The organism is Mycobacterium sp. E2733 (genome assembly GCF_001667585.1).
GTDB lineage: Bacteria > Actinomycetota > Actinomycetes > Mycobacteriales > Mycobacteriaceae > Mycobacterium.
Genome location: NZ_LZJZ01000057.1, coordinates 1 through 21417 on the forward strand (window position 1 = coordinate 1; position 21417 = coordinate 21417).

A 21417-nucleotide genomic window follows, 5' to 3' on the forward strand; every position below is an offset into this window, starting at 1 on the left:
CGCCCAGCGCCGCTGCTCCTCGTTCCCCTCGACGTACAGCGCCTGAGCCATCAGCGGTCCGAGGCAGAAGAAATTAGCGGAAGGGTTCGCGCAGATGATCATTTCGTTGACCGCCCACGCCAGGGGTGGCGGTGCGGCCATGCCGCCGATCTCTTCGTCCAGCATCAGCCGCCACCAGCCGGCCTCCTTGATCACCTGCACGGTTTTGACCAACTCGTCCGGCACGCTGATCGTGTGCTCGGCGGGGTCGAAGACCGGCGGGTTCCGGTCGGCGAACGCGAAGGATTCAGCCACCGGGCCCTCCGCCAGGCGGGCGGCCTCGGCGAGAATCGTTCGCGCCGTTTCCACGTCGAGATCGCCGTAGCTTCCGGTGCCCAGCACGGCCCCCAGGTCGAGCAATTCGAACAGGTTGAACTCGAGATCACGGACGTTAGCGATGTAGTGGCCCAACGCGATTTCCTCACTGGTCCCCGAGGCGGCGAATCGTCCGCATCAGTGTGTCCGACGTGGGAAAACGTACGCAACCGTAACCTACGGCGGGCCGCGGGCCGGTTACGCATCGATGGCGGCGCGGCGAACCCCGCGCGTGCGGGCATCCGTTGCGCGGCAGGCAAACCCGCGAGCTTGGTCCGAATGGCCCGGCGGGTCCGGACTGAATGCTGGCGTCGGGCGGTTTCGGTGGCCTGGCAACCCGGGAACACCACGTCGCGGTCCGGCGTTATGGCAAATGTGACAACACTCGATCTCACCGCTGAGAAGTTCAACGAAACCATCGAGGGCAACGACATCGTCCTCGTCGATTTCTGGGCGTCGTGGTGCGGGCCGTGCCGCCAGTTCGGGCCCACCTTCCAGGCGTCCGCGGAGAAACACCCCGACATCGTGCACGCCAAGGTCGACACCGAGGCCGAACAGCAGCTGGCCGCGGCCGCTCAGATCCGGTCCATCCCGACGCTGATGGCCTTCAAGAAGGGCAAACTGCTGTTCAACCAGGCCGGAGCGCTGCCACCCGCGGCTCTCGAAGACCTGGTGCAGCAGATCAAGGCGTTCGACGTCTCGGAAGTTTAGGGCGGCCCAGGCCGGCCAAGCCGAATAATCCGACACCACGGCGCGCGCAGGGCGGCGCCCAGCTACGCGCTAGGTTGCTTGGGTGAGTCTGGTACTGGTGGAGCACCCGCGTCCCGGTGTCGCGCTGATAACCCTCAATCGGCCCGAGCGGATGAACTCCATGGCGTTCGACGTCATGGTGCCGCTCAAAGAGGCCCTGGAGGAGGTCAGGTACGACAATTCGGTGCGCGTGGTCGTGCTGACCGGGGCGGGCCGGGGTTTCTCCTCGGGTGCCGACCACAAATCCGCGGGCTCGGTGCCCCACGTCGACGGGCTGACCCGCCCGACCTACGCGCTGCGTTCCATGGAGATCCTCGACGAGGTCATTCTGGGGCTGCGGCGCCTGCATCAGCCCGTTATCGCCGCGGTCAACGGCCCGGCCATCGGCGGCGGGCTGTGTTTGGCGCTGGCCGCCGACATCCGCGTCGCCTCCACGGGTGCGTACTTTCGCGCGGCCGGCATCAACAACGGCCTGACCGCCAGCGAACTGGGGCTGAGCTACCTGCTGCCCCGGGCCATCGGCTCGTCGCGGGCCTTCGAGATCATGCTGACCGGCCGCGACGTCACCGCCGAGGAGGCCGAGCGCATCGGGCTGGTGTCGTGTCAGGTGCCCGACGAGCAGCTGCTGGACACCTGCTATGCCATCGCCGCGCGCATAGCGGCGTTCTCACGGCCAGGAATCGAGTTGACCAAGCGCACACTGTGGAGTGGACTGGACGCCGGTAGCCTGGAAGGGCACATGCAAGCCGAAGGCTTGGGTCAGCTGTTCGTTCGTCTGCTCACCGCCAACTTCGAAGAAGCGGTTGCCGCGCGCGCGGAGCGACGCCCCCCGGTATTCACCGACGACAAGTAGCCAACAACAGGGAGCGAATGTGATCACGGCCACGGACCTCGAGGTCCGCGCTGGTGCGCGCATCCTGCTCTCACCCGATGGCCCGGACCTGCGCGTGCAGCCCGGCGACCGCATCGGGCTGGTCGGCCGCAACGGAGCGGGCAAGACGACGACCCTGCGCATCCTGGCGGGGGAGACCGAGCCGTACGCCGGATCCGTCGTGCGTGCCGGTGAAATCGGTTATCTGCCACAGGATCCCAAAGAAGGCGACCTCGAAGTGCTGGCCCGCGACCGTGTGCTGTCGGCTCGCGGCCTGGATGTTCTGCTCACCGATCTGGAGAAGCAGCAGGCATTGATGGCCGAGGTCGCCGACGACGACGCCCGCGACCGGGCCATCCGCCGCTACGGGCAGCTGGAGGAGCGGTTTGTCGCGTTGGGCGGCTATGGCGCCGAGAGCGAGGCCAGCCGCATCTGCGCAAGCCTGGGCTTGCCGGACCGGGTACTGACGCAGAAGCTGCGCACGCTGTCCGGCGGCCAGCGCCGCCGGGTGGAACTGGCGCGCATCCTGTTCGCCGCTTCTGAAGGCGGAGCCGGCGCTTCAGGTTCGGAGACGACCCTGCTGCTCGACGAGCCCACCAACCACCTCGACGCGGATTCGGTTGGCTGGCTGCGCGATTTCCTGCGGGCCCACACCGGTGGGCTGGTGATCATCAGCCACAACGTCGAGTTGCTCGCCGATGTGGTGAACCGGGTGTGGTTCTTGGACGCCGTGCGCGGCGAGGTCGACGTCTACAACATGGGCTGGCAAAAGTACCTGGACGCCCGGGCCACCGACGAGCAGCGGCGCCGTCGTGAACGGGCCAATGCCGAGCGCAAGGCCGCCGCGTTGCGCACGCAGGCCGCCAAGCTGGGTGCCAAGGCCACCAAAGCCGTTGCGGCACAGAACATGTTGCGTCGTGCCGATCGGATGATGGCCGCGCTCGACGAGGAGCGGGTCGCCGACAAGGTGGCCCGGATCAAGTTCCCCACCCCGGCCCCGTGCGGGCGCACACCGCTGGTCGCCAAGGGGCTGGGCAAGTCGTACGGGTCGCTGGAGGTGTTCACCGGCGTCGATCTGGCCATCGACCGCGGCTCGCGGGTGGTGGTGCTGGGGCTGAACGGCGCGGGCAAGACCACGCTGCTACGTCTGCTGGCCGGCACCGAGGAGCCCGACACCGGCGGGCTGGAGCCCGGACACGGTTTGCGCATGGGCTATTTCGCGCAGGAGCACGACACGCTCGACAACGACGCGAGCGTCTGGGAGAACATCCGGCATGCCGCGCCGGATTCGGGTGAGCAGGATCTGCGCGGCCTGCTGGGCGCCTTCATGTTCAGCGGGCCCCAACTCGACCAACCGGCGGGCACGCTGTCGGGCGGCGAGAAGACCCGGCTCGCGCTGGCGGGCTTGGTGGCCTCCACCGCGAACGTCCTGCTGCTCGACGAGCCGACGAACAACCTCGATCCCGCCTCGCGCGAACAGGTGCTGGACGCGCTGCGCAGTTACCAGGGTGCGGTGGTGCTGGTGACGCACGACCCTGGGGCCGCCGAGGCCCTCGATCCGCAGCGCGTTGTGCTGCTGCCCGACGGCACCGAGGATTTCTGGTCCGACGAATACCGGGACCTGATCGAACTCGCCTGACTTCCGGTGAGGCCTTTTCGGCCAATTCGGCCCGCGGCCGACGGCGGGTTCCTACTCTAGGTGCTTGCGATCGTGTTCGGGCGCGGAGGGCATCCATGAAGAGGACACTGCAACGGTCGAAGCAGACCCGCGAGCAATTGCTGTTCGAGCTGCGCAACGCCTATGAGGGCGGGGCCAGCATCCGTATGCTGGCCGCGTCCACCGGCAGGTCGTACGGATCGATTCACAGCATGCTGCTGCAGGCGGGCGCGACGATGCGTGGCCGGGGCGGTCCCAACCACACCTCGCGATCCGCGCGCGGATAGCGTCACTGCGAAATCACGTCCCCTTGTTCGCAGTGACGTTATGCCTGCGGCCCAGAGTCGTTGCGGCGCACCGAATTCTCGACCAGGTCGAGCACGGCGGACAACCGCCGCGGATCTTCGCCTGATGCCAGCCGGGCCACCAGACCGTCGAGCACCAACTCCAGGTAGCACTGCAAAACGTCATCGGGAACGTCGTCGCGCACCCGGTGCGCCTCCTTCTGCCGGCGCAACCGATCGGTCGTCGCCGCCGCCAATTCCGCGGACCGCTCCGCCCAACCGCGACTGAAGTCAGGGTCGTTGCGCAGCTTGCGTGCGATCTCCAGCCTGGTGGCCAGCCAGTCGAACTGGTCGGGCGCGGCGAGCATGTCACGCATCACCTGGATGAGGCCCTCGCGCGACGCCACGTCGGCCATTCGCTCGGCATCCTCGTGCGCCAGCGCGAAGAACAGCGCGTCCTTGTCGCGGAAGTGGTGGAAGATCGCACCGCGCGACATTCCGATCGCCTGTTCCAGTCGCCGCACCGTGGCCTTGTCGTAGCCGTATTCGGCGAAGCAGCGGCGGGCACCGTCGAGGATCTGGCGACGGCGCGCCGCCAGATGGTCCTCGCTGACCTTGGGCACGACTAGGGACTAGCCGGACTTCAGCATGTTGCGCAGCACGTACTGCAGGATGCCGCCGTTGCGGTAGTAGTCGGCCTCCCCGGGCGTGTCGATGCGCACCACCGCGTCGAACTCGACCGGGTCCGCACCATCCTTGGTGGCCTTGACGCGCACCGTCTTTGGCGTCTTGCCGTCGTTGAGCGCCTCGATGCCGGTGATGTCGAACACCTCGGTGCCGTCCAGCCCCAATTCCTTGGCGGACTTGCCCTCGGGGAACTGCAGCGGGATCACGCCCATGCCGATCAGGTTCGAGCGGTGGATGCGCTCGAACGACTCGGCGATCACCGCCCGCACGCCCAGCAGCAGCGTGCCCTTGGCCGCCCAGTCCCGTGACGAACCGGAACCGTACTCCTTGCCGCCCAGCACCACCAGCGGAATGTCCTGTGCCGCATAGTTCTGCGCCGCGTCGTAGATGAACGCCTGCGGGCCGCCGTCCTGGGTGAAGTCGCGGGTGTAGCCGCCGGCGACATCGTCGAGCAGCTGGTTGCGCAGCCGGATGTTGGCGAACGTGCCGCGGATCATCACCTCGTGGTTGCCGCGCCGCGAACCGAAGGAGTTGTAGTCCTTGCGCTCGACGCCGTGCTCGTCGAGGTACTGCGCCGCCGGGGTGCCCGGCTTGATGCTGCCGGCGGGGGAGATGTGGTCGGTGGTCACCGAGTCGCCGAGCAGGGCCAGCACCCGGGCGCCGCTGATGTCCTTGACCGGCTCCGGGTCGGCCGCCATGCCCTCGAAGTACGGGGGCTTGCGCACGTAGGTCGAATCCTGATTCCACTCAAAGGTATTGCCGCTCGGGGTAGGCAGGTTGCGCCACCGATCGTCACCCTTGAACACGTCGGCGTAGTTCTTGGTGAACATCTCCTGGCTGATCGCCGAGGCGATGGTGTCAGAGACGTCCTTCTGCGACGGCCAGATGTCCTTCAAATAGACATCCTTGCCCTCTTTATCTGTCCCGAGCGGCTGGGACTCGAAGTCGAAGTCCATGGTCCCCGCCAACGCGTAGGCGACCACCAGCGGCGGGGACGCCAGGTAGTTCATCTTGACGTCGGGGTTGATACGGCCCTCGAAGTTGCGGTTACCGGACAGCACCGCGGCCACCGACAGGTCGTCGTCGTTGATCGCCTTGGAAATCTCCTCGGGCAGCGGTCCGGAGTTGCCGATGCAGGTGGTGCAGCCGTAGCCGACGAGGAAAAAGCCGAGTTTCTCCAAATACGGCCACAGGCCGGCCTTGTCGTAGTAGTCGTGGACCACCTGGGAGCCCGGCGCCATCGTGGTCTTCACCCACGGCTTGGAGGCCAGCCCCTTTTCGACGGCGTTGCGCGCCAGCAGCGCCGCGCCCAGCATCACCTCCGGGTTGGAGGTGTTGGTGCACGACGTGACGGCGGCGATCACCACCGCGCCGTGGTCGAGCACGAACTCGCCGAGTTCGTCCGACTTGACCGTCACCGGGTTGGTCACCCGGCCCTTCGCGTGCTTCGCGGCCGACTCAACCGGCTTGTGGTCGTCGGCGTGGCCGTTCTCCAGCGCACCCGGGTCGCTGGCCGGGAAGGACTCGTCGACAGCCTCGTCGAGTTTCGAGTACTCCGTCTTGTCGGGGTCGTCGCCGACGTAGTCGCCGATCTGCGCACGGAACGTGGACTTCGCCTCCGACAACGCAATTCGGTCCTGCGGACGCTTCGGTCCGGCGATCGACGGCACCACGTCGGACAGGTTGAGTTCGAGGTATTCGGAGAACGCCGGTTCGTGCTTGGGGTCGTGCCACATGCCCTGCTCTTTGGCGTACGCCTCGACCAGCGCCAGCTGCTCCTCCTTGCGGCCGGTGAACCGCAGGTAGGAGATGGTCTCCTCATCGATCGGGAAAATCGCTGCGGTGGAACCGAATTCGGGGCTCATGTTGCCCAGGGTGGCGCGGTTGGCCAGCGGCACCTCGGCCACGCCCTCGCCGTAGAACTCGACGAACTTGCCGACCACGCCGTGCTTGCGCAGCATCTCGGTGACGGTCAGCACGACGTCGGTGGCGGTGACGCCCGGCTGGATCTCACCGGTCAGCTTGAACCCGACGACCCGCGGGATGAGCATCGACACCGGCTGGCCGAGCATCGCGGCCTCGGCCTCGATGCCGCCGACGCCCCAGCCCAGGACGCCCAGCCCGTTGACCATCGTGGTGTGCGAGTCGGTGCCCACGCAGGTGTCGGGGTAGGCCACACCGTCGCGCTCCATCACGACACTGGCCAGGTACTCGATGTTCACCTGGTGGACGATGCCGGTGCCCGGCGGCACCACCTTGAAGTCGCGGAAAGCGCCTTGGCCCCAACGCAAGAACTGGTAGCGCTCCCCGTTGCGCTGGTACTCGATTTCGACGTTGCGCTCGAAGGAGTCGGCCGTGCCGAACAGGTCGGCGATCACCGAGTGGTCGATCACCAGGTCGGCCGGTGCCAGCGGGTTCACCTTCTCGGCCTTGCCGCCGAGGTCGCCGATGGCCTCGCGCATGGTGGCCAAGTCGACGATGCACGGCACGCCGGTGAAGTCCTGCATGACGACGCGGGCGGGTGTGTACTGGATCTCAATGCTGGGCTCCGCCTTGGGATCCCAGTTCGCGACGGCCTCGATGTGGTCTTTGGTGATGTTGCTGCCGTCCTCGTTGCGCAGCAGGTTCTCGGCGAGGACCTTGAGGCTGTACGGGAGCTTTTCGGTGTTGGGAACGGCGTCGAGGCGATAGATCTGATAACTCTTGTCGCCGACCTTGAGGGTGTCGCGTGCTCCGAACGAGTTCACAGAATCTTCTTTAGTCACTTCAACTCCCAAGATTAAGTTCTTCCGCCGACGGGCCGTGTCGGCGGTGCGGTGCTACTTTAACAGTACGCTTGTCCTGCATTACGGCGGGGCGCCCGTAGTCCCAGTCTTATCGCGTATGTCGGCGGTTTAAACCCCCCGAAACGAAGTCGCGTACGGTGCCTGTAGCGCTACGGCAGGAGGGACATCATGACCTTGCACCCGGTCCTACCCGTCTACATCCCGCAAGACGTCGACATGACCGCGGTCAAGGCTCAGGTCGCCGCCACCGGCGTCAGCGCGCCGGCGGCGGACATGCCCGGTCTGCTGCACATCGTCGACGAGGCCCATGCCAAGGGCATCAACCTCAAGATCGTGCTGCTCGATCACAACCCTCCGAACGACACGCCGCTGCGCGACATCTCCACCGTGGTCGGCGCCGACTACCACGACTCCACCGTGCTGACGCTCAGCCCGAACTACGTCGGCAGCTACAGCACCCAGTTCCCGCGGGTCACGCTGGAGGCCGGCGAGGACATCGCCAAGACGGGCAACCCGGTGGTCTCGGCGCAACACTTCGTCAACGAGCTGAGCGCCCCGGAATTTCCCTGGACGGGCCTGACCATATTCCTGTTGCTCGCCGTGCTGGCGGCGGCCGTCGGGACCCGAATCCTGCAGGTGCGCAGCGGGCGTCCAGCAACCCCGGCGGATCCGGTGGGAGCGCAGGAAGTGACGCCCACCAACACGGCCTAGCCACGCGCGTCCGTCCCGGCCGGCCCTGTCGGTCGGGCCCCGGGATGCCGGCACGGCAAACACGCCAGATAACTGTTCGGTCACATTAAACGCACGTAGAGAGTGCGATTTCTGTGGAGCGTTTGCGCGCCCAAAGGTGTGACGTACGGTGCAAATGATGCTGGTGTTGTCTTTGGCGCCGTTAACGAACCCTGTGGCCGGCGCCGCCCGTCGCGTTGAGCCGTAGGAGACCTGAGTCGAATGAGACGCACACGCCGGGGCTCTCCTGCGCAGCCGGTCGCGAGGCTGGTCCGGCCGGTCGTGCCGTCGGTCGTGAGCGTCGCACTGCTGATATGTACGCCGGGGCTGGCACACGGTGACCCCGCCGCCGACAGCTTGGCCGGGTTGATCGCCAACGTCGCCAAGGCCAACCAGCGCCTGGAAAACCTGAGCGCCGAGATTCAGACCGAACAGGAGAGCGTCAACAAGGCACTGGTCGACGTCGAGACCTCGCGGGACAACGCCGCCGCGGCCCAACACGACCTGGAGGTCAGCCAGCAGTCGGTCAAAGACGCCAACGCCGCGATCGCCGCGGCGCAGCAGCGGTTCAACACGTTCGCGGCGGCCACCTATATGAATGGCCCGTCGAGCAGTTACCTGAGCGCCAGTAGCCCCGACGACATCATCGCCACCGAGGCGGCCGCCAAGACCCTGTCCGCGAGCTCGCAGACGGTGATGGCCAAGCTGCAGCGGGCGCGTACCGAACAGGTGAACAAGGAGTCGGCGGCGCGACTGGCCAAGCAGAAGGCCGACAAGGCCGCGGCCGACGCCAAGGGCAGCCAGGACGCTGCGGTGGCCGCGCTGACCGACTCCAAGCGCAAGTTCGACGAACAACGCGAGCAGGTCACTCGCCTGGCCGCCGAACGCGACGAGGCCCAGGCCAGACTCGAAGCGGCCAAACGGCAATGGGCTTCCGGCCCGGGCGGCTCGACGGCTCCCGGGTCGGGCGACCGGTGGGAGACCGGCTCGCCGGGCGCGCCGGCGCCACATGCCGGGGCCCGTCGCTGGGACGGTGTGTGGGACCCCACGCTGCCGATGATCCCGAGCGCCAATGTGCCCGGTGACCCGATCGCGGTCATCAACCAGGTGTTGGGCATCTCGGCCACCTCGACGCAGGTCACCGCCGGGCTGGGCCGCAACTTCCTGCAGCAGCTCGGCATCCTCAAGCCCGACGACACCGGCATCACCAATGCGTCCCCCGGTGCGACGGCCGGGCGAATCCCCCGGGTCTACGGGCGGCAGGCCACCGAATACGTGATTCGTCGCGGGATGTCGCAGATCGGCGTGCCCTACTCCTGGGGCGGCGGCAACGCGGCCGGGCCGAGCAAGGGCATCGACTCCGGGGCCGGCATCACCGGCTTCGACTGTTCGGGCCTGGTCCTGTACTCGTTCGCCGGGGTCGGCATCAAGCTGCCGCACTACTCGGGTTCGCAATACAACCTGGGCCGCAAGATCCCGTCGTCGCAGATGCGTCGCGGCGACGTCATCTTCTACGGCCCGGGCGGCAGCCAGCACGTGACGATCTACCTCGGCGGCGGCCAAATGCTCGAGGCGCCCGACATCGGTCTGAAGGTCCGGGTCGCGCCGGTGCGCACCAGCGGCATGACGCCCTACGTGGTCCGCTACATCGAGTGGTGAACGAATGAGAACTGAACGAGGAGCCATGCGCCGCAAGCGGATTCGTCTGATCAACTTCGCCTGGATCACCACCGTGGTGACCGGGCTGATGTTTTCCGTGGCCGGCCCCGCCACCGCCGACCCCGGCCTGTGGGATCCCACCCTGCCGGCGACCATCAGCGCCGGCGCTCCCGGGGACCCGCTCGCGGTCGCCAACGCCTCGCTGCAGGCCACCGCGCAGGCCACCCAGACCACGTTCAACCTGGGCAAGCAGTTCCTCGGCGGCCTCGGCATCAACATCGGCGGCAACGACGCCCCCGCCCCCGCGGCCGCCACCAACCCCGGCGGCAAGATCCCGCGCGTCTACGGCCGGCAGGCCATCGAGTACGTGATCAAGCGGATGGGATCGCAGATGGGCGTGCCGTACTCGTGGGGTGGCGGGGCGCTGGACGGTCCCAGCAAGGGCGTCGGCGACGGTGTCAACATCAACGGCTTCGACTGCTCGGGCCTGATGCGCTACGGCTTCGCCGGGGTCGGCGTGCTGATCCCGCGGTTCTCCGGCGACCAGTACAACGCGGGCCGGCACATCCCGCAGGACCAGGCCAGGCGCGGCGACCTCATCTTCTACGGGCCGAACGGGGGCCAGCACGTCACCATGTATCTGGGCAACGGCCAGATGCTGGAGGCGTCCAGCCTCGCCGGCAAGGTGACCGTCAGCCCGGTTCGCAAGCCCGGCATGACACCGTTCCTGACTAGGATCATCGAGTACTGATCCAGGTGTGTTCGCCCGGCGGGATCCCGGGGGCGAACGACCAGCGTCGACGGAATCCGGCGGGCCTGGAATAGTTGGACGCGGGCACGTCGCGGCCCCACGACAGTCGTGGTGCAAGCAGTCGTCTCCGATTGAGCTGTGGAGGGTTATTGATGACAGCAGCAGGTGGGCCGCCTCCGGGCGCCAGCGGTTACTCGGGCCCGGGTGGTCCATCCGGCTCGCCGGCCCATGACGCGCCGTCCGGCGGCGGCGGTGCCGGCAATGGCCTGGCCGCCGAGGTGCACACCCTGGAGCGGGCCATCTTCGAGGTCAAGCGGATCATCGTGGGCCAGGACCAGCTCGTCGAGCGCATGCTGGTGGGTCTGCTCTCCAAGGGGCACGTGTTGCTCGAGGGTGTCCCCGGCGTGGCCAAGACGCTGGCCGTCGAGACCTTCGCCAAGGTGGTGGGCGGCACGTTCGCCCGCATCCAGTTCACCCCGGACCTGGTGCCCACCGACATCATCGGTACCCGCATCTACCGGCAGGGCAAGGAAGAGTTCGACACCGAGCTCGGCCCGGTGGTGGTGAACTTCCTGCTGGCCGACGAGATCAACCGCGCGCCGGCCAAGGTGCAGTCGGCGCTGCTGGAGGTCATGCAGGAACGGCACGTCTCGATCGGCGGCAAGACCTTCCCGCTGCCCAACCCGTTCCTGGTGATGGCGACGCAGAACCCGATCGAGCACGAGGGCGTCTACCCGCTGCCCGAGGCGCAGCGGGACCGCTTCCTGTTCAAGATCAACGTCGGCTACCCCTCGCCGGAGGAAGAGCGCGAGATCATCTACCGGATGGGCGTGCGGCCGCCGGAGCCCAAGCAGATCCTCAACACCGGCGACCTGCTGCGGCTGCAGGAGATCGCCGCGAACAACTTCGTTCACCACGCGTTGGTCGACTACGTGGTGCGCATCGTCACCGCCACCCGTCATCCCGAGCAACTCGGCATGAACGACGTCAAGAGCTGGGTGTCGTTCGGTGCTTCGCCACGCGCGTCGCTGGGCATCATCGCCGCGGCCCGGTCGCTGGCGCTGGTGCGCGGCCGCGACTACGTGATCCCGCAAGACGTCGTGGACGTCATTCCCGACGTGCTGCGGCACCGCTTGGTGCTCACCTACGACGCGCTCGCCGACGAGATCTCGCCGGAGATCGTCATCAACCGGGTGCTGCAGACGGTTGCCCTGCCTCAGGTCAACGCCGTTCCGCAGCAAGGACAGTCGGTGCCCCCGGTGATGCAGCCCGCCGGCGCGGCTAGCGGTCGGTGACCGACCCCCAGCAGCCGGCGGTGCCACGTCCGCCATCGATGCAGCGCGGGCAGATCGTCGACCCGAAGCTGGCGGCGGCGCTGCGCCAGCTCGAGCTCACGGTCAAGCGCAAGCTCGACGGCGTCCTGCACGGCGATCACCTCGGCCTGATCCCGGGCCCGGGCTCGGAGCCGGGGGAGTCGCGCGAGTACCAGCCCGGCGACGACGTCCGGCGGATGGACTGGGCCGTCACCGCGCGCACCATGCACCCGCACGTCCGGCAGATGATCGCCGACCGCGAGCTGGAGACCTGGATGGTGGTCGACATGTCGGCCAGCCTGGACTTCGGCACCGTGGGGTGCGAGAAGCGGGACCTGGCGGTGGCGGCCGCGGCCGCGATCACGTTCCTCAACAGCGGCGGCGGCAACCGGCTCGGCGCGCTGATCGCCAACGGCGAGACGATGGTCCGGGTTCCGGCGCGCTCGGGGCGTCAGCACGAGCAGACGCTGCTGCGGACCATCGCCACCACCCCCAGGGCGCCGGTCGGGGTGCGCGGGGACCTCGCGATGGCCATCGACGCGTTGCGCCGCCCGGAACGCCGCCGCGGCATGGCGGTGATCATCAGCGACTTCCTGGGGCCGATCAACTGGATGCGGCCGCTGCGGGCGATCGCGGCCCGGCACGAGGTGCTTGCCATCGAGGTGCTCGACCCCCGCGACGTCGAGTTGCCCGACGTCGGCGACGTCGTGCTGCAGGACGCCGAGTCCGGCGTCACCCGCGAATTCACCATCGACGCCCAGCTGCGTGACGACTTCGCCAAGGCGGCCGCGGAGCACCGGGCCGAGGTGTCGCGGACGATCCGCAGCTGCGGGGCCCCGGTGCTGACGTTGCGCACCGACCGCGACTGGATCGCCGACATCGTCCGTTTCGTCGAGTCCCGCCGGCGCGGTGCATTGGCGGGGCGGCAGTGACCTTGCCGCTGCTCGGTCCGATGTCGTTGTCGGGCTTCGAACATTCGTGGTTCTTCCTGTTCCTCCTCGTCGTCGCCGGGCTCGCGGTGCTGTACGTCCTCATGCAGCTGGCGCGACAGCGGCGGATGCTGCGATTCGCCAACATGGAGCTGTTGGAAAGCGTTGCGCCCAAACGGCCTTCGCGTTGGCGGCACGTGCCGGCGATCCTGCTGGTGGCGTCGCTGGTGCTGTTCACCATCGCGATGGCCGGGCCGACGCACGACGTCCGCATCCCCCGCAACCGCGCGGTGGTGATGCTGGTGATCGACGTGTCGCAGTCCATGCGTGCCACCGACGTGCAGCCCAACCGGATGGCGGCCGCCCAGGAGGCGGCCAAGCAGTTCGCCGACGAACTGACCCCCGGCATCAACCTGGGGCTGATCGCCTACGCGGGGACCGCGACCGTGTTGGTGTCGCCGACCACCAACCGGGAATCGACCAAGAACGCGCTGGACAAGCTGCAGTTCGCCGACCGCACCGCCACCGGCGAAGGCATCTTCACCGCGTTGCAGGCCATCGCCACGGTCGGCGCGGTGATCGGGGGCGGCGACACACCGCCGCCGGCGCGCATCGTGTTGTTCTCCGACGGCAAGGAGACGATGCCGACCAACCCGGACAACCCGAAGGGTGCGTTTACCGCCGCGCGCACCGCCAAGGACCAGGGTGTGCCGATCTCGACGATCTCGTTCGGCACCCCCTACGGCTTCGTCGAGATCAACGACCAGCGTCAGCCGGTGCCCGTCGACGACACCACCATGAAGAAGGTTGCCGAGCTCTCTGGCGGAAATTGGTACAACGCGGCAAGCTTGGCCGAGTTGAAGGCGGTTTACGCGACGCTGCAGCAGCAGATCGGCTACGAGACCATCAAGGGCGACGCGAGCGTGGGCTGGGTGCGGCTGGGTGCGCTGGTGTTGGCGTTGGCGGCGCTGGCCGCGCTGCTCATCAACCGCCGCCTGCCGACATAGCCCTTTTTGCGCGCGGCCCCCTTTGCGCGCGAGCCCCTTTGCGCGCGAGCGTAATCAGGCTGCGATTTCGGGCCCCGAATTTCGCAGTGTCGTTACGCTCGCGACGCCCGCGCCCGCGCCACCCGGCGGATGATGTCGTGGGGATGGTCCTCGGCGATGACCCGGATCACGATCCATCCCAGCCGCTCCAGCGTTTCGAGCCGCCGGATGTCCTTCACGTACTGGTAGCGGCTGGACCGGTGTTGGTCCCCGTCGTACTCGATGGCGAGCTTGATGTCTTCCCACCCCATGTCCAGATAGGCCTCGACCCAATTCCACTCGTTGCGCACGGCGATCTGCGTCTGCGGCGGCGGAAACCCCGCCTCGATCAGCAAGAGACGAAGCCACGTCTCCTTCGGCGATTGCGCCCCACCGTCGACGAGTTGGAGTGCAGCACGAGCGCGCTTCATGCCTCGGCGTCCTCGATAGCGGTCGACCAATAGCTCGACGTCGACCATCTTCAAATCGGTCGCCTGCACGAGGGCATCGATGGCTGCGACCGCAACACCCATCCGGCATCGCCTGGCCAGGTCGAGGGCGGTCCTGGCCGGCGTGGTGACACGCATGCCTTCCACGACTGCAATCTCGTCAGCTTCGATTCGCTCCTCCCACACCTTGACCCCGGTGCTCGGACTGCGGTTGGTGTCGATGATTGCGGCGGTCAATGTCGGGTCGATCCACTTGGAGCCGTGCATCGCGGAGGCGGAGAAGCCGGCAAGGATGCCGCGCCTCCGCGAGCGCAACCACGCCGCCTTCGCCCGCAACACTGCGGTCAGCTCCGCATCTTTCAGCGCGTACACGTCCTTATGCAGCGCTGTGTATCGAGTGCGCAGCTCATACGGGGTCATCAAGCCGGCAGCAAGGGCTTCACTGCCCAGGAACGGGTCCGCCATGGCCGAAAGTGTGCTGAGCCACACCGACAAAGCCTCGCGAGCGTAACGGCACTGCGAAAATCTGACCCGAAAATCGCAGCCTGGATACGCTCGCGACGAGGCGATTACAGCTGTGCCGAACCCAGGCGATAGGTTGACGGGGTGACTGACACGGCCACCGAGAACACCACCGAAAGTGCCGCCACCGGCGGCAAACCCGCATTCGTAGCCCGCTCAGTCCTGGTGACGGGCGGAAATCGGGGCATCGGACTGGCGATCGCGCAGCGGCTGGCTGCCGACGGCCACAAGGTCGCCGTCACCCACCGCGGATCGGGGGCGCCCGAGGGGTTGTTCGGCGTCGTGTGTGACGTCACCGACAACGAGGCCGTCGACCGCGCGTTCAAAGAGGTCGAGGAGCACCAGGGTCCGGTCGAGGTGCTGGTATCCAACGCCGGCATCTCCAAAGACGCCTTCCTGATCCGGATGACCGAGGAGCGCTTCGAGGAGGTCATCAACGCCAACCTGACCGGGGCGTTCCGGGTGGCCCAGCGGGCGTCGCGCAGCATGCAGCGCAAGCGGTTCGGCCGCATCATCTTCATCGGGTCGGTGTCCGGCATGTGGGGCATCGGCAACCAGGCCAACTACGCGGCCGCCAAGGCCGGCCTGATAGGCATGGCCCGCTCGATCTCCCGAGAGCTGTCCAAGGCCGGGGTGACCGCCAACGTGGTCGCCCCCGGCTACATCGACACCGAGATGACCCGCGCGCTCGACGAGCGGATACAGGCGGGCGCACTGGAATTCATCCCCGCCAAGCGTGTTGGCACCGCCGAAGACGTGGCGGGGGCGGTCAGCTTCCTGGCGTCGGAGGACGCGAACTACATCGCCGGCGCGGTCATCCCGGTCGACGGCGGCATGGGCATGGGCCACTGAGTTAAACCACGACATCTAAGGACGAACATGGCAGGACTGCTCGACGGCAAACGGATTCTGGTCTCCGGGATCATCACCGACTCGTCGATCGCGTTTCACATCGCCAAGGCGGCCCAGGAAGCGGGTGCGCAGTTGGTGCTGACCGGGTTCGACCGGTTGCGCCTGATACAGCGCATCGCCGACCGGCTGCCGGAGAAGGCCCCGCTGATCGAACTCGACGTGCAGAACGAGGAGCACCTGAGCACCCTCGCCGACCGGGTCACCGCGGAGATCGGTGAGGGCAACAAGTTGGACGGCGTGGTGCACTCGATCGGCTTCATGCCGCAGACCGGGATGGGCATCAACCCGTTCTTCGACGCGCCCTACGAGGATGTCTCCAAGGGCATTCACATCTCCGCGTACTCGTATGCGTCGCTGGCCAAGGCGCTGCTGCCGATCATGAACCCCGGCGGGTCCATCGTCGGCATGGACTTCGACCCCAGCCGGGCCATGCCGGCCTACAACTGGATGACGGTGGCCAAGAGCGCGCTGGAATCGGTCAACCGGTTCGTTGCCCGCGAGGCGGGCAAGTTCGGGGTGCGCTCGAACCTCGTTGCGGCGGGCCCCATCCGGACGCTGGCGATGAGCGCGATCGTCGGCGGTGCGCTCGGCGAGGAGGCCGGCGCCCAGATGCAACTGCTGGAAGAGGGCTGGGATCAGCGCGCGCCGATCGGCTGGAACATGAAGGATCCCACGCCGGTCGCCAAGACGGTGTGCGCCCTGCTCTCGGACTGGCTGCCGGCCACCACGGGCACCATCATCTTCGCCGACGGCGGCGCCAGCACCCAATTGCTCTAGCCCATAATGGAATTCGATGCCGTCCTGCTGCTGTCCTTCGGTGGGCCGGAGGGGCCCGAGCAGGTGCGGCCGTTCCTGGAAAACGTCACCCGCGGGCGCAACGTGCCGCCCGAACGGCTGGACGACGTCGCCCAGCACTACCTGCATTTCGGCGGGGTGTCACCGATCAACGGGATCAACCGCGCCCTGATCACCGAGCTCCAGGCGGAACTGGACCTACCCATCTACTTCGGCAACCGCAACTGGGACCCCTACGTCGAAGATGCGGTTGCGGCCATGCGCGACAACGGTATTCGCCGTGCCGCGGTATTCACCACGTCGGCGTGGAGCGGCTACTCCAGCTGCACGCAGTACGTCGAAGACATCGCCCGGGCGCGACGGGCGGCCGGACCCGACGCACCCGAGCTGGTCAAGCTCCGGCCCTACTTCGACCACCCGCTCTTCGTGGAGATGTTCGCCGGCGCCGTCGCGGCGGCGGCGCACAGCGCGCCCGACGGCGCGCGGCTGGTGTTCACCGCCCATTCGGTTCCGGTGGCCGCCGACCAGCGCCTCGGCCCCAAGCTGTACAGCCGCCAAGTCGCCTATGCGACAAGGCTTGTCGCGGCCGCGGCGGGGTATTCCGATTTCGATCTGGCCTGGCAGTCGCGTTCGGGCCCGCCGCAGGTGCCGTGGCTGGAGCCCAGTGTCGAGGACCATCTCACCGCGCTGGCCGCCTCGGGCGCCGAGGCCGTCATCGTCTGCCCGATCGGATTCGTCGCCGACCACATCGAGGTGGTGTGGGATCTCGACGAGGAGTTGAGAGCCCAGGCCGAGGCGGCGGGCCTGGCGTTCGCCCGGACCGGCACACCCAATGCCGATCGCCGATTCGCCCGGCTGGCAGCCGATCTCATCGACGAACTGCGCACCGGCCGACAGCCGGCCCGGGTGGCCGGCCCCGACCCGGTGCCCGGTTGTCTGGCCAGCGTGGACGGCGCGCCGTGCAGTCCACCGCACTGCGCAAGGCGAGACGAGGCCTAATCGGCCCAGGCCGAGTGCAGGATCGCGGTGACGGCGGCCATCCGCGCCGAACGCACCACCGCGGTCAGCGGCCGCAGGGCGTCGCTCGCGATGCGCGCCTCTGAAGAGGATTGGGTGCCGAACGGCTCCGGGCCGGCAACGACGGGGGCGGTGAAACGCTCCGGGGAGTCGGGTGACCGGCTGAGTCCGGCGCTGACCGCGATGATGGCGTCGACGTGCGCGGCGTTCTCCAGTACCCGCAGCGCCCGGGTCGGCGCATGGTCGGGAACCCGGTGCTGCCGTGCGGATTCCAGCAGCTGTTCGACGAGTCCCCGCGGATCGTCGACGTCGGCCGCGGCCGTACCCAGCCCGATGGCGCCGAGCGCGTCGGCGGCCGACCGCACGGCGGACCGCAGCGTGTATTCGGCATCCCCGAGCTCGTAATGGTCGAGCACCGGCGCACCGGGCAGCGAGTACACCGTCCAGGACAGCGCGCAGAGTTCGGGGAAGTCCTCCGGCTCATCGTCGTAGGAGAACTCGGGGACCAGCCCGACGGCGGTGGCGGGGTCGGATGGGTTGGCGATGATGATCGCCTCGCCCGCGGCGAGGGCGTCACGCTCGAACTGCGTCCCGGGGGCCAGGCCGCGCACGTCGCCGGGCACGGGCAAAAGCATATTGATCGTTCCCCGCAGCCGGCCCGGGCCGTCCGGGGTGGGTGTCGAGCTGCCGACCGCGGCGCGCAGCGTCTGCAGCAGCGTCACCGTTCCGGCGTCGTGCACATCGGGCCACGGCAGCCCGGTGTGACCGGCGGCGACCGCATCATACGCGGTGACCGATTGCTTTGGCGCCCATACCGATAACGCGTCCAGGACGTCGTCGGGCGCGGCCTTGCCTGCGAGCCAGGCGTTGGCCCACAGGGACAGCGAGACACTGGGACACCACACGATTCCGCAGTGTAGTTGTTTTGCCCGGCAAACGCGGATCACGCGTATTCTGGCCGCATGCAGGCCGCGGTGCTTTGGCTAATATTCGCGCTGGTGCTCGCCGGTGCGGAGGCGCTCACCGGCCATATGTTTTTGGTGATGCTCGGCGGCGGTGCGTTGGCCGCGGCAATCACCAGCTGGCTGACGGATTGGCCCGGCTGGGCGGACGGGGCCGTGTTCCTCATCGTCTCGGTTCTGCTCCTGGTGCTGGTCCGACCCGCGCTGCGCCGGCAACTGACACCCGCGCACGTGCCACAGATGGGTATCGAGGCGCTGGAGGGCAAGAACGCGTTGGTGCTCGAGCGAATCGCCCGCGACGAGGGCCGCGTGAAGCTCGACGGCGAGGTGTGGACGGCGCGTCCGCTCAATGAGGGGGATGTTTACGAACCGGGGGAGTCGGTGACCGTCTTGCAGATCGACGGCGCCACGGCGGTGGTCTTCAAGAGCGGTCCATAACGGCTGTGCGAGGGCGCTGCCAGAGACCCTGGTAGAGAAAGGAACTCCCGTGCAAGGTGCGGTTGCTGGTTTGGTGTTGCTGGCTGTCTTGGTGATATTCGCCATCGTCGTGGTGGCCAAGTCGGTCGCCCTGATACCGCAGGCGGAGGCCGCGGTGATCGAGAGGCTGGGTCGATACAGCCGGACGGTCAGTGGTCAGCTGACGTTGTTGGTGCCGTTCATCGACCGGGTGCGCGCCCGGGTGGATCTGCGTGAGCGAGTAGTGTCGTTCCCGCCGCAGCCGGTGATCACCGAGGACAACCTGACCCTCAACATCGACACCGTGGTCTACTTCCAGGTCACCGTCCCGCAGGCGGCCGTCTACGAGATCAGCAACTACATCGTCGGCGTGGAGCAGCTCACCACCACCACACTGCGCAACGTGGTGGGTGGCATGACGCTGGAGCAGACGCTGACCTCGCGCGACCAGATCAACGGTCAATTGCGCGGTGTGCTCGACGAGGCGACCGGTCGTTGGGGCCTGCGGGTCGCCCGGGTCGAGTTGCGCAGCATCGACCCGCCGCCGTCCATTCAGGCCTCGATGGAGAAGCAGATGAAGGCCGACCGCGAGAAGCGGGCGATGATCCTGACCGCCGAAGGGAACCGGCAGGCCGCGATCACACAGGCCGAGGGCGCCAAGCAGGCGCAGATCCTGGCCGCCGAGGGCGCCAAGCAGGCCGCGATCCTGGCCGCCGAGGCCGACCGACAGTCGCGCATGCTGCGCGCCCAGGGTGAGCGCGCAGCGGCTTACCTGCGGGCACAGGGGCAGGCCAAGGCCATCGAGAAGACGTTCGCCGCGATCAAGGCGGGCAGGCCCACGCCCGAGATGCTGGCCTACCAATACCTGCAGACCCTGCCGGAGATGGCGCGCGGCGACGCCAACAAGGTGTGGGTGGTGCCCAGCGATTTCAACGCGGCGCTGCAGGGATTCACCAGGATGCTGGGCACCCAGGGTCAGGACGGGGTGTTCCGGTTCGAGCCGTCCCCGGTCGACGACGCACCCCAGCACGCCGCCGAAACGGACGACGCGGACATCGCCGACTGGTTCTCCACCGAGACCGATCCCGCGATCGCCCAGGCGGTGGCCAAGGCCGAGGCGAGCGCCCGCCAGCCGGTGGATGGCACGCTGCCGGGCGCGCCGCCGCAGTTGGCCCAATAGGATTGTCGGATGAGCCTTTTCACTTCGCCGAAGACTTACACGGCGCTCGGCGCGTTCCATGCCGTGGACGCTGTGCTGTGCGGGGTCCAGATCGCCCCCATCAGGAAGGTTCTCGATGACGTGGGGTTGCCGGAGACCGTTCGGCCGGTGCTGCCGGTGGTGAAGGCGGCCGCCGCCGTCGGCTTGCTGTCGGTCACCCGTTTTCCGGCCCTGGCGCGGCTGACCACCGCGATGCTGACGGTCTATTTCGTCCTGGCGCTCGGCGCGCACATCCGGGTCCGCGACAGGGTCGTCAACGCCCTCCCCGCGGCGATGTTCCTGGCCACGTTCGCCGTGATGACGGCGAAAGGGCCCGACCGCAGCTAGCCGAGGCGCAACTCGACCAGTGGCAGCGGCGTGTCGGTTTCGGTGATCGGAACGCCGAGCGTTTCCTCCAGGACCGGCCTCATCTGTTCCCACGCTTTGCGATGACGGCTGACATAGGCGGCCAGCGCGCGGTCGGCCTCCTGTTGGTCGAGGATGCGCGCGGTGGCCCGCCTGGGCGCGTGGCTGCCCGCGTAGACACGCACCCGCGGGTTGGCCTGAATGTTGCGGAACCACTGCGCCTTTCGGCCGAAGCCGGAGGCGACGACGTAGGTGTCCGGCGGCGATCCGCCGACCACCTCCAGCACCACATAGCGTGGCGCGCCGGACTTGCGGCCGATGTGCTCGAGCATCAGCAACCGCGAGCCGAACAGCGCGCCCGCGCGGGCCTTGTAGATCCAGACCGGCGCGCGCATGAGTCGGCGCGACCGCAACAAGTGCGCGCCGAGCCTGGGCAGAAAAGACGCGGGTTGCCCGGCCATCAGGCGTGCGACGGCGGCGGCAGCGGCGGTGCCGGGACGACGCCCGGCGCGGACGTGGGTGCCGGCGGCGACGGGTAGACGCACCCGCCGCCCGACTGCGACGCCAGCGGTGGCGGGTAGGGCGGCGGCGGAAGCTGGACCCGGACCGTCCACACCAATCCGGTGATCGCGAAGGTGGCGAGCGCGCCGAGCACCAGGCCGGCCAGCCCGGCGATGACGGCGACGCCGGCCGGGAAGCGGCGGGTTCCGATGGTGTCCGAGGTCATGCGGTTCTCCACTGTCGTCGGATGTCGGTAACCGTGACGCTACTGGCGAGACGGCTGCCGCCGTCACGATTTGACGGATCGTGACGGCGGCGGGCTGGTCAGCTGTGCGGGGCCGGGGGCGGTTGTGTGGGCATCGGCGGAGGCGGCGGACCCTTAATCGCATTATCCGGCAAATAGCTCCCGAGGGGGCAACGATGAAGATTACCGCCAACAGCTCG

At 67.9% G+C, this 21417-nt stretch carries 23 protein-coding genes; 16 read left to right on the forward strand and 7 right to left on the reverse strand.

What is annotated here, in order from left to right; all coding sequences use genetic code 11:
• On the reverse strand, positions 1-450 hold a 450-nt coding region (locus tag A5678_RS10730), incomplete at its 3' end, for an acyl-CoA dehydrogenase family protein (RefSeq protein ID WP_197502097.1).
• A 279-nt stretch (positions 451-729) separates the two neighbouring features.
• On the opposite strand from A5678_RS10730, the gene trxA reads away from it, so the two are divergent.
• From trxA to A5678_RS28170, 4 genes are all read left to right on the forward strand, one after another.
• Positions 730-1065, forward strand: coding sequence for a thioredoxin (trxA, locus tag A5678_RS10735; protein WP_068041952.1), 336 nt, complete (start codon positions 730-732; stop codon positions 1063-1065).
• An 82-nt stretch (positions 1066-1147) separates the two neighbouring features.
• On the forward strand, positions 1148-1957 hold the full coding sequence (locus tag A5678_RS10740; protein ID WP_068041892.1) for an enoyl-CoA hydratase: 810 nt from the start codon (positions 1148-1150) through the stop codon (positions 1955-1957).
• Positions 1958-1976: 19 nt separating this feature from the next.
• Positions 1977-3614, forward strand: a complete 1638-nt coding sequence (locus A5678_RS10745) for an ABC-F family ATP-binding cassette domain-containing protein (RefSeq protein WP_068041895.1) — start codon at positions 1977-1979, stop codon at positions 3612-3614.
• A complete protein-coding gene (locus A5678_RS28170) occupies positions 3611-3919 on the forward strand; it encodes a helix-turn-helix domain-containing protein (RefSeq protein WP_255396907.1) in 309 nt (102 codons plus the stop codon). Before A5678_RS10745 ends, A5678_RS28170 begins: the two co-directional genes overlap by 4 nt.
• Positions 3920-3957: 38 nt before the next feature.
• On the opposite strand, the gene A5678_RS10755 is transcribed toward A5678_RS28170, so the two are convergent.
• Together A5678_RS10755 and acnA are read right to left on the reverse strand one after the other, a co-directional pair.
• Positions 3958-4539: a TetR/AcrR family transcriptional regulator gene (locus A5678_RS10755; protein ID WP_068041898.1), complete on the reverse strand. Its 582-nt coding sequence runs from the start codon at positions 4537-4539 to the stop codon at positions 3958-3960.
• 9 nt (positions 4540-4548) lie between these two features.
• Positions 4549-7368, reverse strand: coding sequence for an aconitate hydratase AcnA (gene acnA, locus A5678_RS10760; RefSeq protein ID WP_197502098.1), 2820 nt, complete (start codon positions 7366-7368; stop codon positions 4549-4551).
• A 189-nt stretch (positions 7369-7557) separates the two neighbouring features.
• Here acnA and A5678_RS10765 point away from each other — a divergent pair, with 189 nt between their 5' ends.
• The 6 genes from A5678_RS10765 to A5678_RS10790 all read left to right on the forward strand — a co-directional run bounded on the left by A5678_RS10765 (position 7558) and on the right by A5678_RS10790 (position 13777).
• Entirely contained in the window at positions 7558-8100 is a 543-nt protein-coding gene (locus A5678_RS10765; protein WP_068041904.1) for a DUF6676 family protein, read from the forward strand.
• A 240-nt stretch (positions 8101-8340) separates the two neighbouring features.
• Complete coding sequence (ripA, locus tag A5678_RS10770) at positions 8341-9777, forward strand: NlpC/P60 family peptidoglycan endopeptidase RipA (protein ID WP_068041907.1); 1437 nt, start codon at positions 8341-8343, stop codon at positions 9775-9777.
• A 25-nt stretch (positions 9778-9802) separates the two neighbouring features.
• Entirely contained in the window at positions 9803-10528 is a 726-nt protein-coding gene (gene ripB / locus A5678_RS10775; protein ID WP_068041911.1) for an NlpC/P60 family peptidoglycan endopeptidase RipB, read from the forward strand.
• Positions 10529-10680: 152 nt separating this feature from the next.
• Complete coding sequence (locus A5678_RS10780) at positions 10681-11823, forward strand: MoxR family ATPase (RefSeq protein WP_068041914.1); 1143 nt, start codon at positions 10681-10683, stop codon at positions 11821-11823.
• Positions 11820-12773 carry a DUF58 domain-containing protein gene (locus A5678_RS10785; protein WP_156746853.1) on the forward strand — a complete coding sequence of 318 codons (954 nt, stop codon included), beginning with the start codon at positions 11820-11822 and terminating at the stop codon, positions 12771-12773. The genes A5678_RS10780 and A5678_RS10785 overlap by 4 nt, the downstream gene beginning before the upstream one ends.
• A complete protein-coding gene (locus tag A5678_RS10790) occupies positions 12770-13777 on the forward strand; it encodes a VWA domain-containing protein (RefSeq protein WP_068041921.1) in 1008 nt (335 codons plus the stop codon). Before A5678_RS10785 ends, A5678_RS10790 begins: the two co-directional genes overlap by 4 nt.
• A 92-nt stretch (positions 13778-13869) precedes the next feature.
• Here A5678_RS10790 and A5678_RS10795 read toward each other — a convergent pair whose 3' ends face one another.
• Positions 13870-14709, reverse strand: coding sequence for a DUF559 domain-containing protein (locus A5678_RS10795; RefSeq protein WP_068041923.1), 840 nt, complete (start codon positions 14707-14709; stop codon positions 13870-13872).
• Positions 14710-14850: 141 nt separating this feature from the next.
• On the opposite strand from A5678_RS10795, the gene fabG1 reads away from it, so the two are divergent.
• The 3 genes from fabG1 to A5678_RS10810 are packed head-to-tail and all read left to right on the forward strand — an operon-like array spanning position 14851 to position 17472.
• The gene (gene fabG1 / locus A5678_RS10800; RefSeq protein ID WP_068041927.1) at positions 14851-15618 is read left to right on the forward strand and encodes a 3-oxoacyl-ACP reductase FabG1; all 768 of its coding nucleotides are present in this window, start codon (positions 14851-14853) and stop codon (positions 15616-15618) included.
• A 27-nt stretch (positions 15619-15645) separates the two neighbouring features.
• Complete coding sequence (gene inhA, locus A5678_RS10805) at positions 15646-16455, forward strand: NADH-dependent enoyl-ACP reductase InhA (RefSeq protein WP_068041930.1); 810 nt, start codon at positions 15646-15648, stop codon at positions 16453-16455.
• Between the two features lie 6 nt (positions 16456-16461).
• Positions 16462-17472, forward strand: a complete 1011-nt coding sequence (locus tag A5678_RS10810; RefSeq protein ID WP_068041934.1) for a ferrochelatase — start codon at positions 16462-16464, stop codon at positions 17470-17472.
• Here A5678_RS10810 and A5678_RS10815 read toward each other — a convergent pair.
• Positions 17469-18395 carry a hypothetical protein gene (locus A5678_RS10815; RefSeq protein ID WP_068041936.1) on the reverse strand — a complete coding sequence of 309 codons (927 nt, stop codon included), beginning with the start codon at positions 18393-18395 and terminating at the stop codon, positions 17469-17471. The genes A5678_RS10810 and A5678_RS10815 overlap by 4 nt on opposite strands.
• A 57-nt stretch (positions 18396-18452) precedes the next feature.
• Here A5678_RS10815 and A5678_RS10820 point away from each other — a divergent pair, with 57 nt between their 5' ends.
• Genes A5678_RS10820 through A5678_RS10830 form a run of 3 tightly spaced genes read left to right on the forward strand, consistent with a single transcriptional unit; the run spans position 18453 to position 20454 of the window.
• A complete protein-coding gene (locus A5678_RS10820; RefSeq protein ID WP_068041939.1) occupies positions 18453-18890 on the forward strand; it encodes an NfeD family protein in 438 nt (145 codons plus the stop codon).
• Between the two features lie 49 nt (positions 18891-18939).
• Positions 18940-20088 (forward strand): SPFH domain-containing protein, encoded by a 1149-nt coding sequence (locus tag A5678_RS10825; RefSeq protein WP_068041942.1) that lies wholly within the window; start codon positions 18940-18942, stop codon positions 20086-20088.
• A 9-nt stretch (positions 20089-20097) separates the two neighbouring features.
• Complete coding sequence (locus tag A5678_RS10830) at positions 20098-20454, forward strand: DoxX family protein (RefSeq protein ID WP_068041945.1); 357 nt, start codon at positions 20098-20100, stop codon at positions 20452-20454.
• On the opposite strand, the gene A5678_RS10835 is transcribed toward A5678_RS10830, so the two are convergent.
• Complete coding sequence (locus A5678_RS10835; protein ID WP_068041947.1) at positions 20451-20933, reverse strand: nitroreductase family deazaflavin-dependent oxidoreductase; 483 nt, start codon at positions 20931-20933, stop codon at positions 20451-20453. The two genes, A5678_RS10830 and A5678_RS10835, sit on opposite strands and share 4 nt — an antisense overlap.
• Positions 20933-21199: a hypothetical protein gene (locus tag A5678_RS10840; protein WP_156746854.1), complete on the reverse strand. Its 267-nt coding sequence runs from the start codon at positions 21197-21199 to the stop codon at positions 20933-20935. Before A5678_RS10840 ends, A5678_RS10835 begins: the two co-directional genes overlap by 1 nt.
• Positions 21200-21417 lie beyond the last annotated feature (218 nt).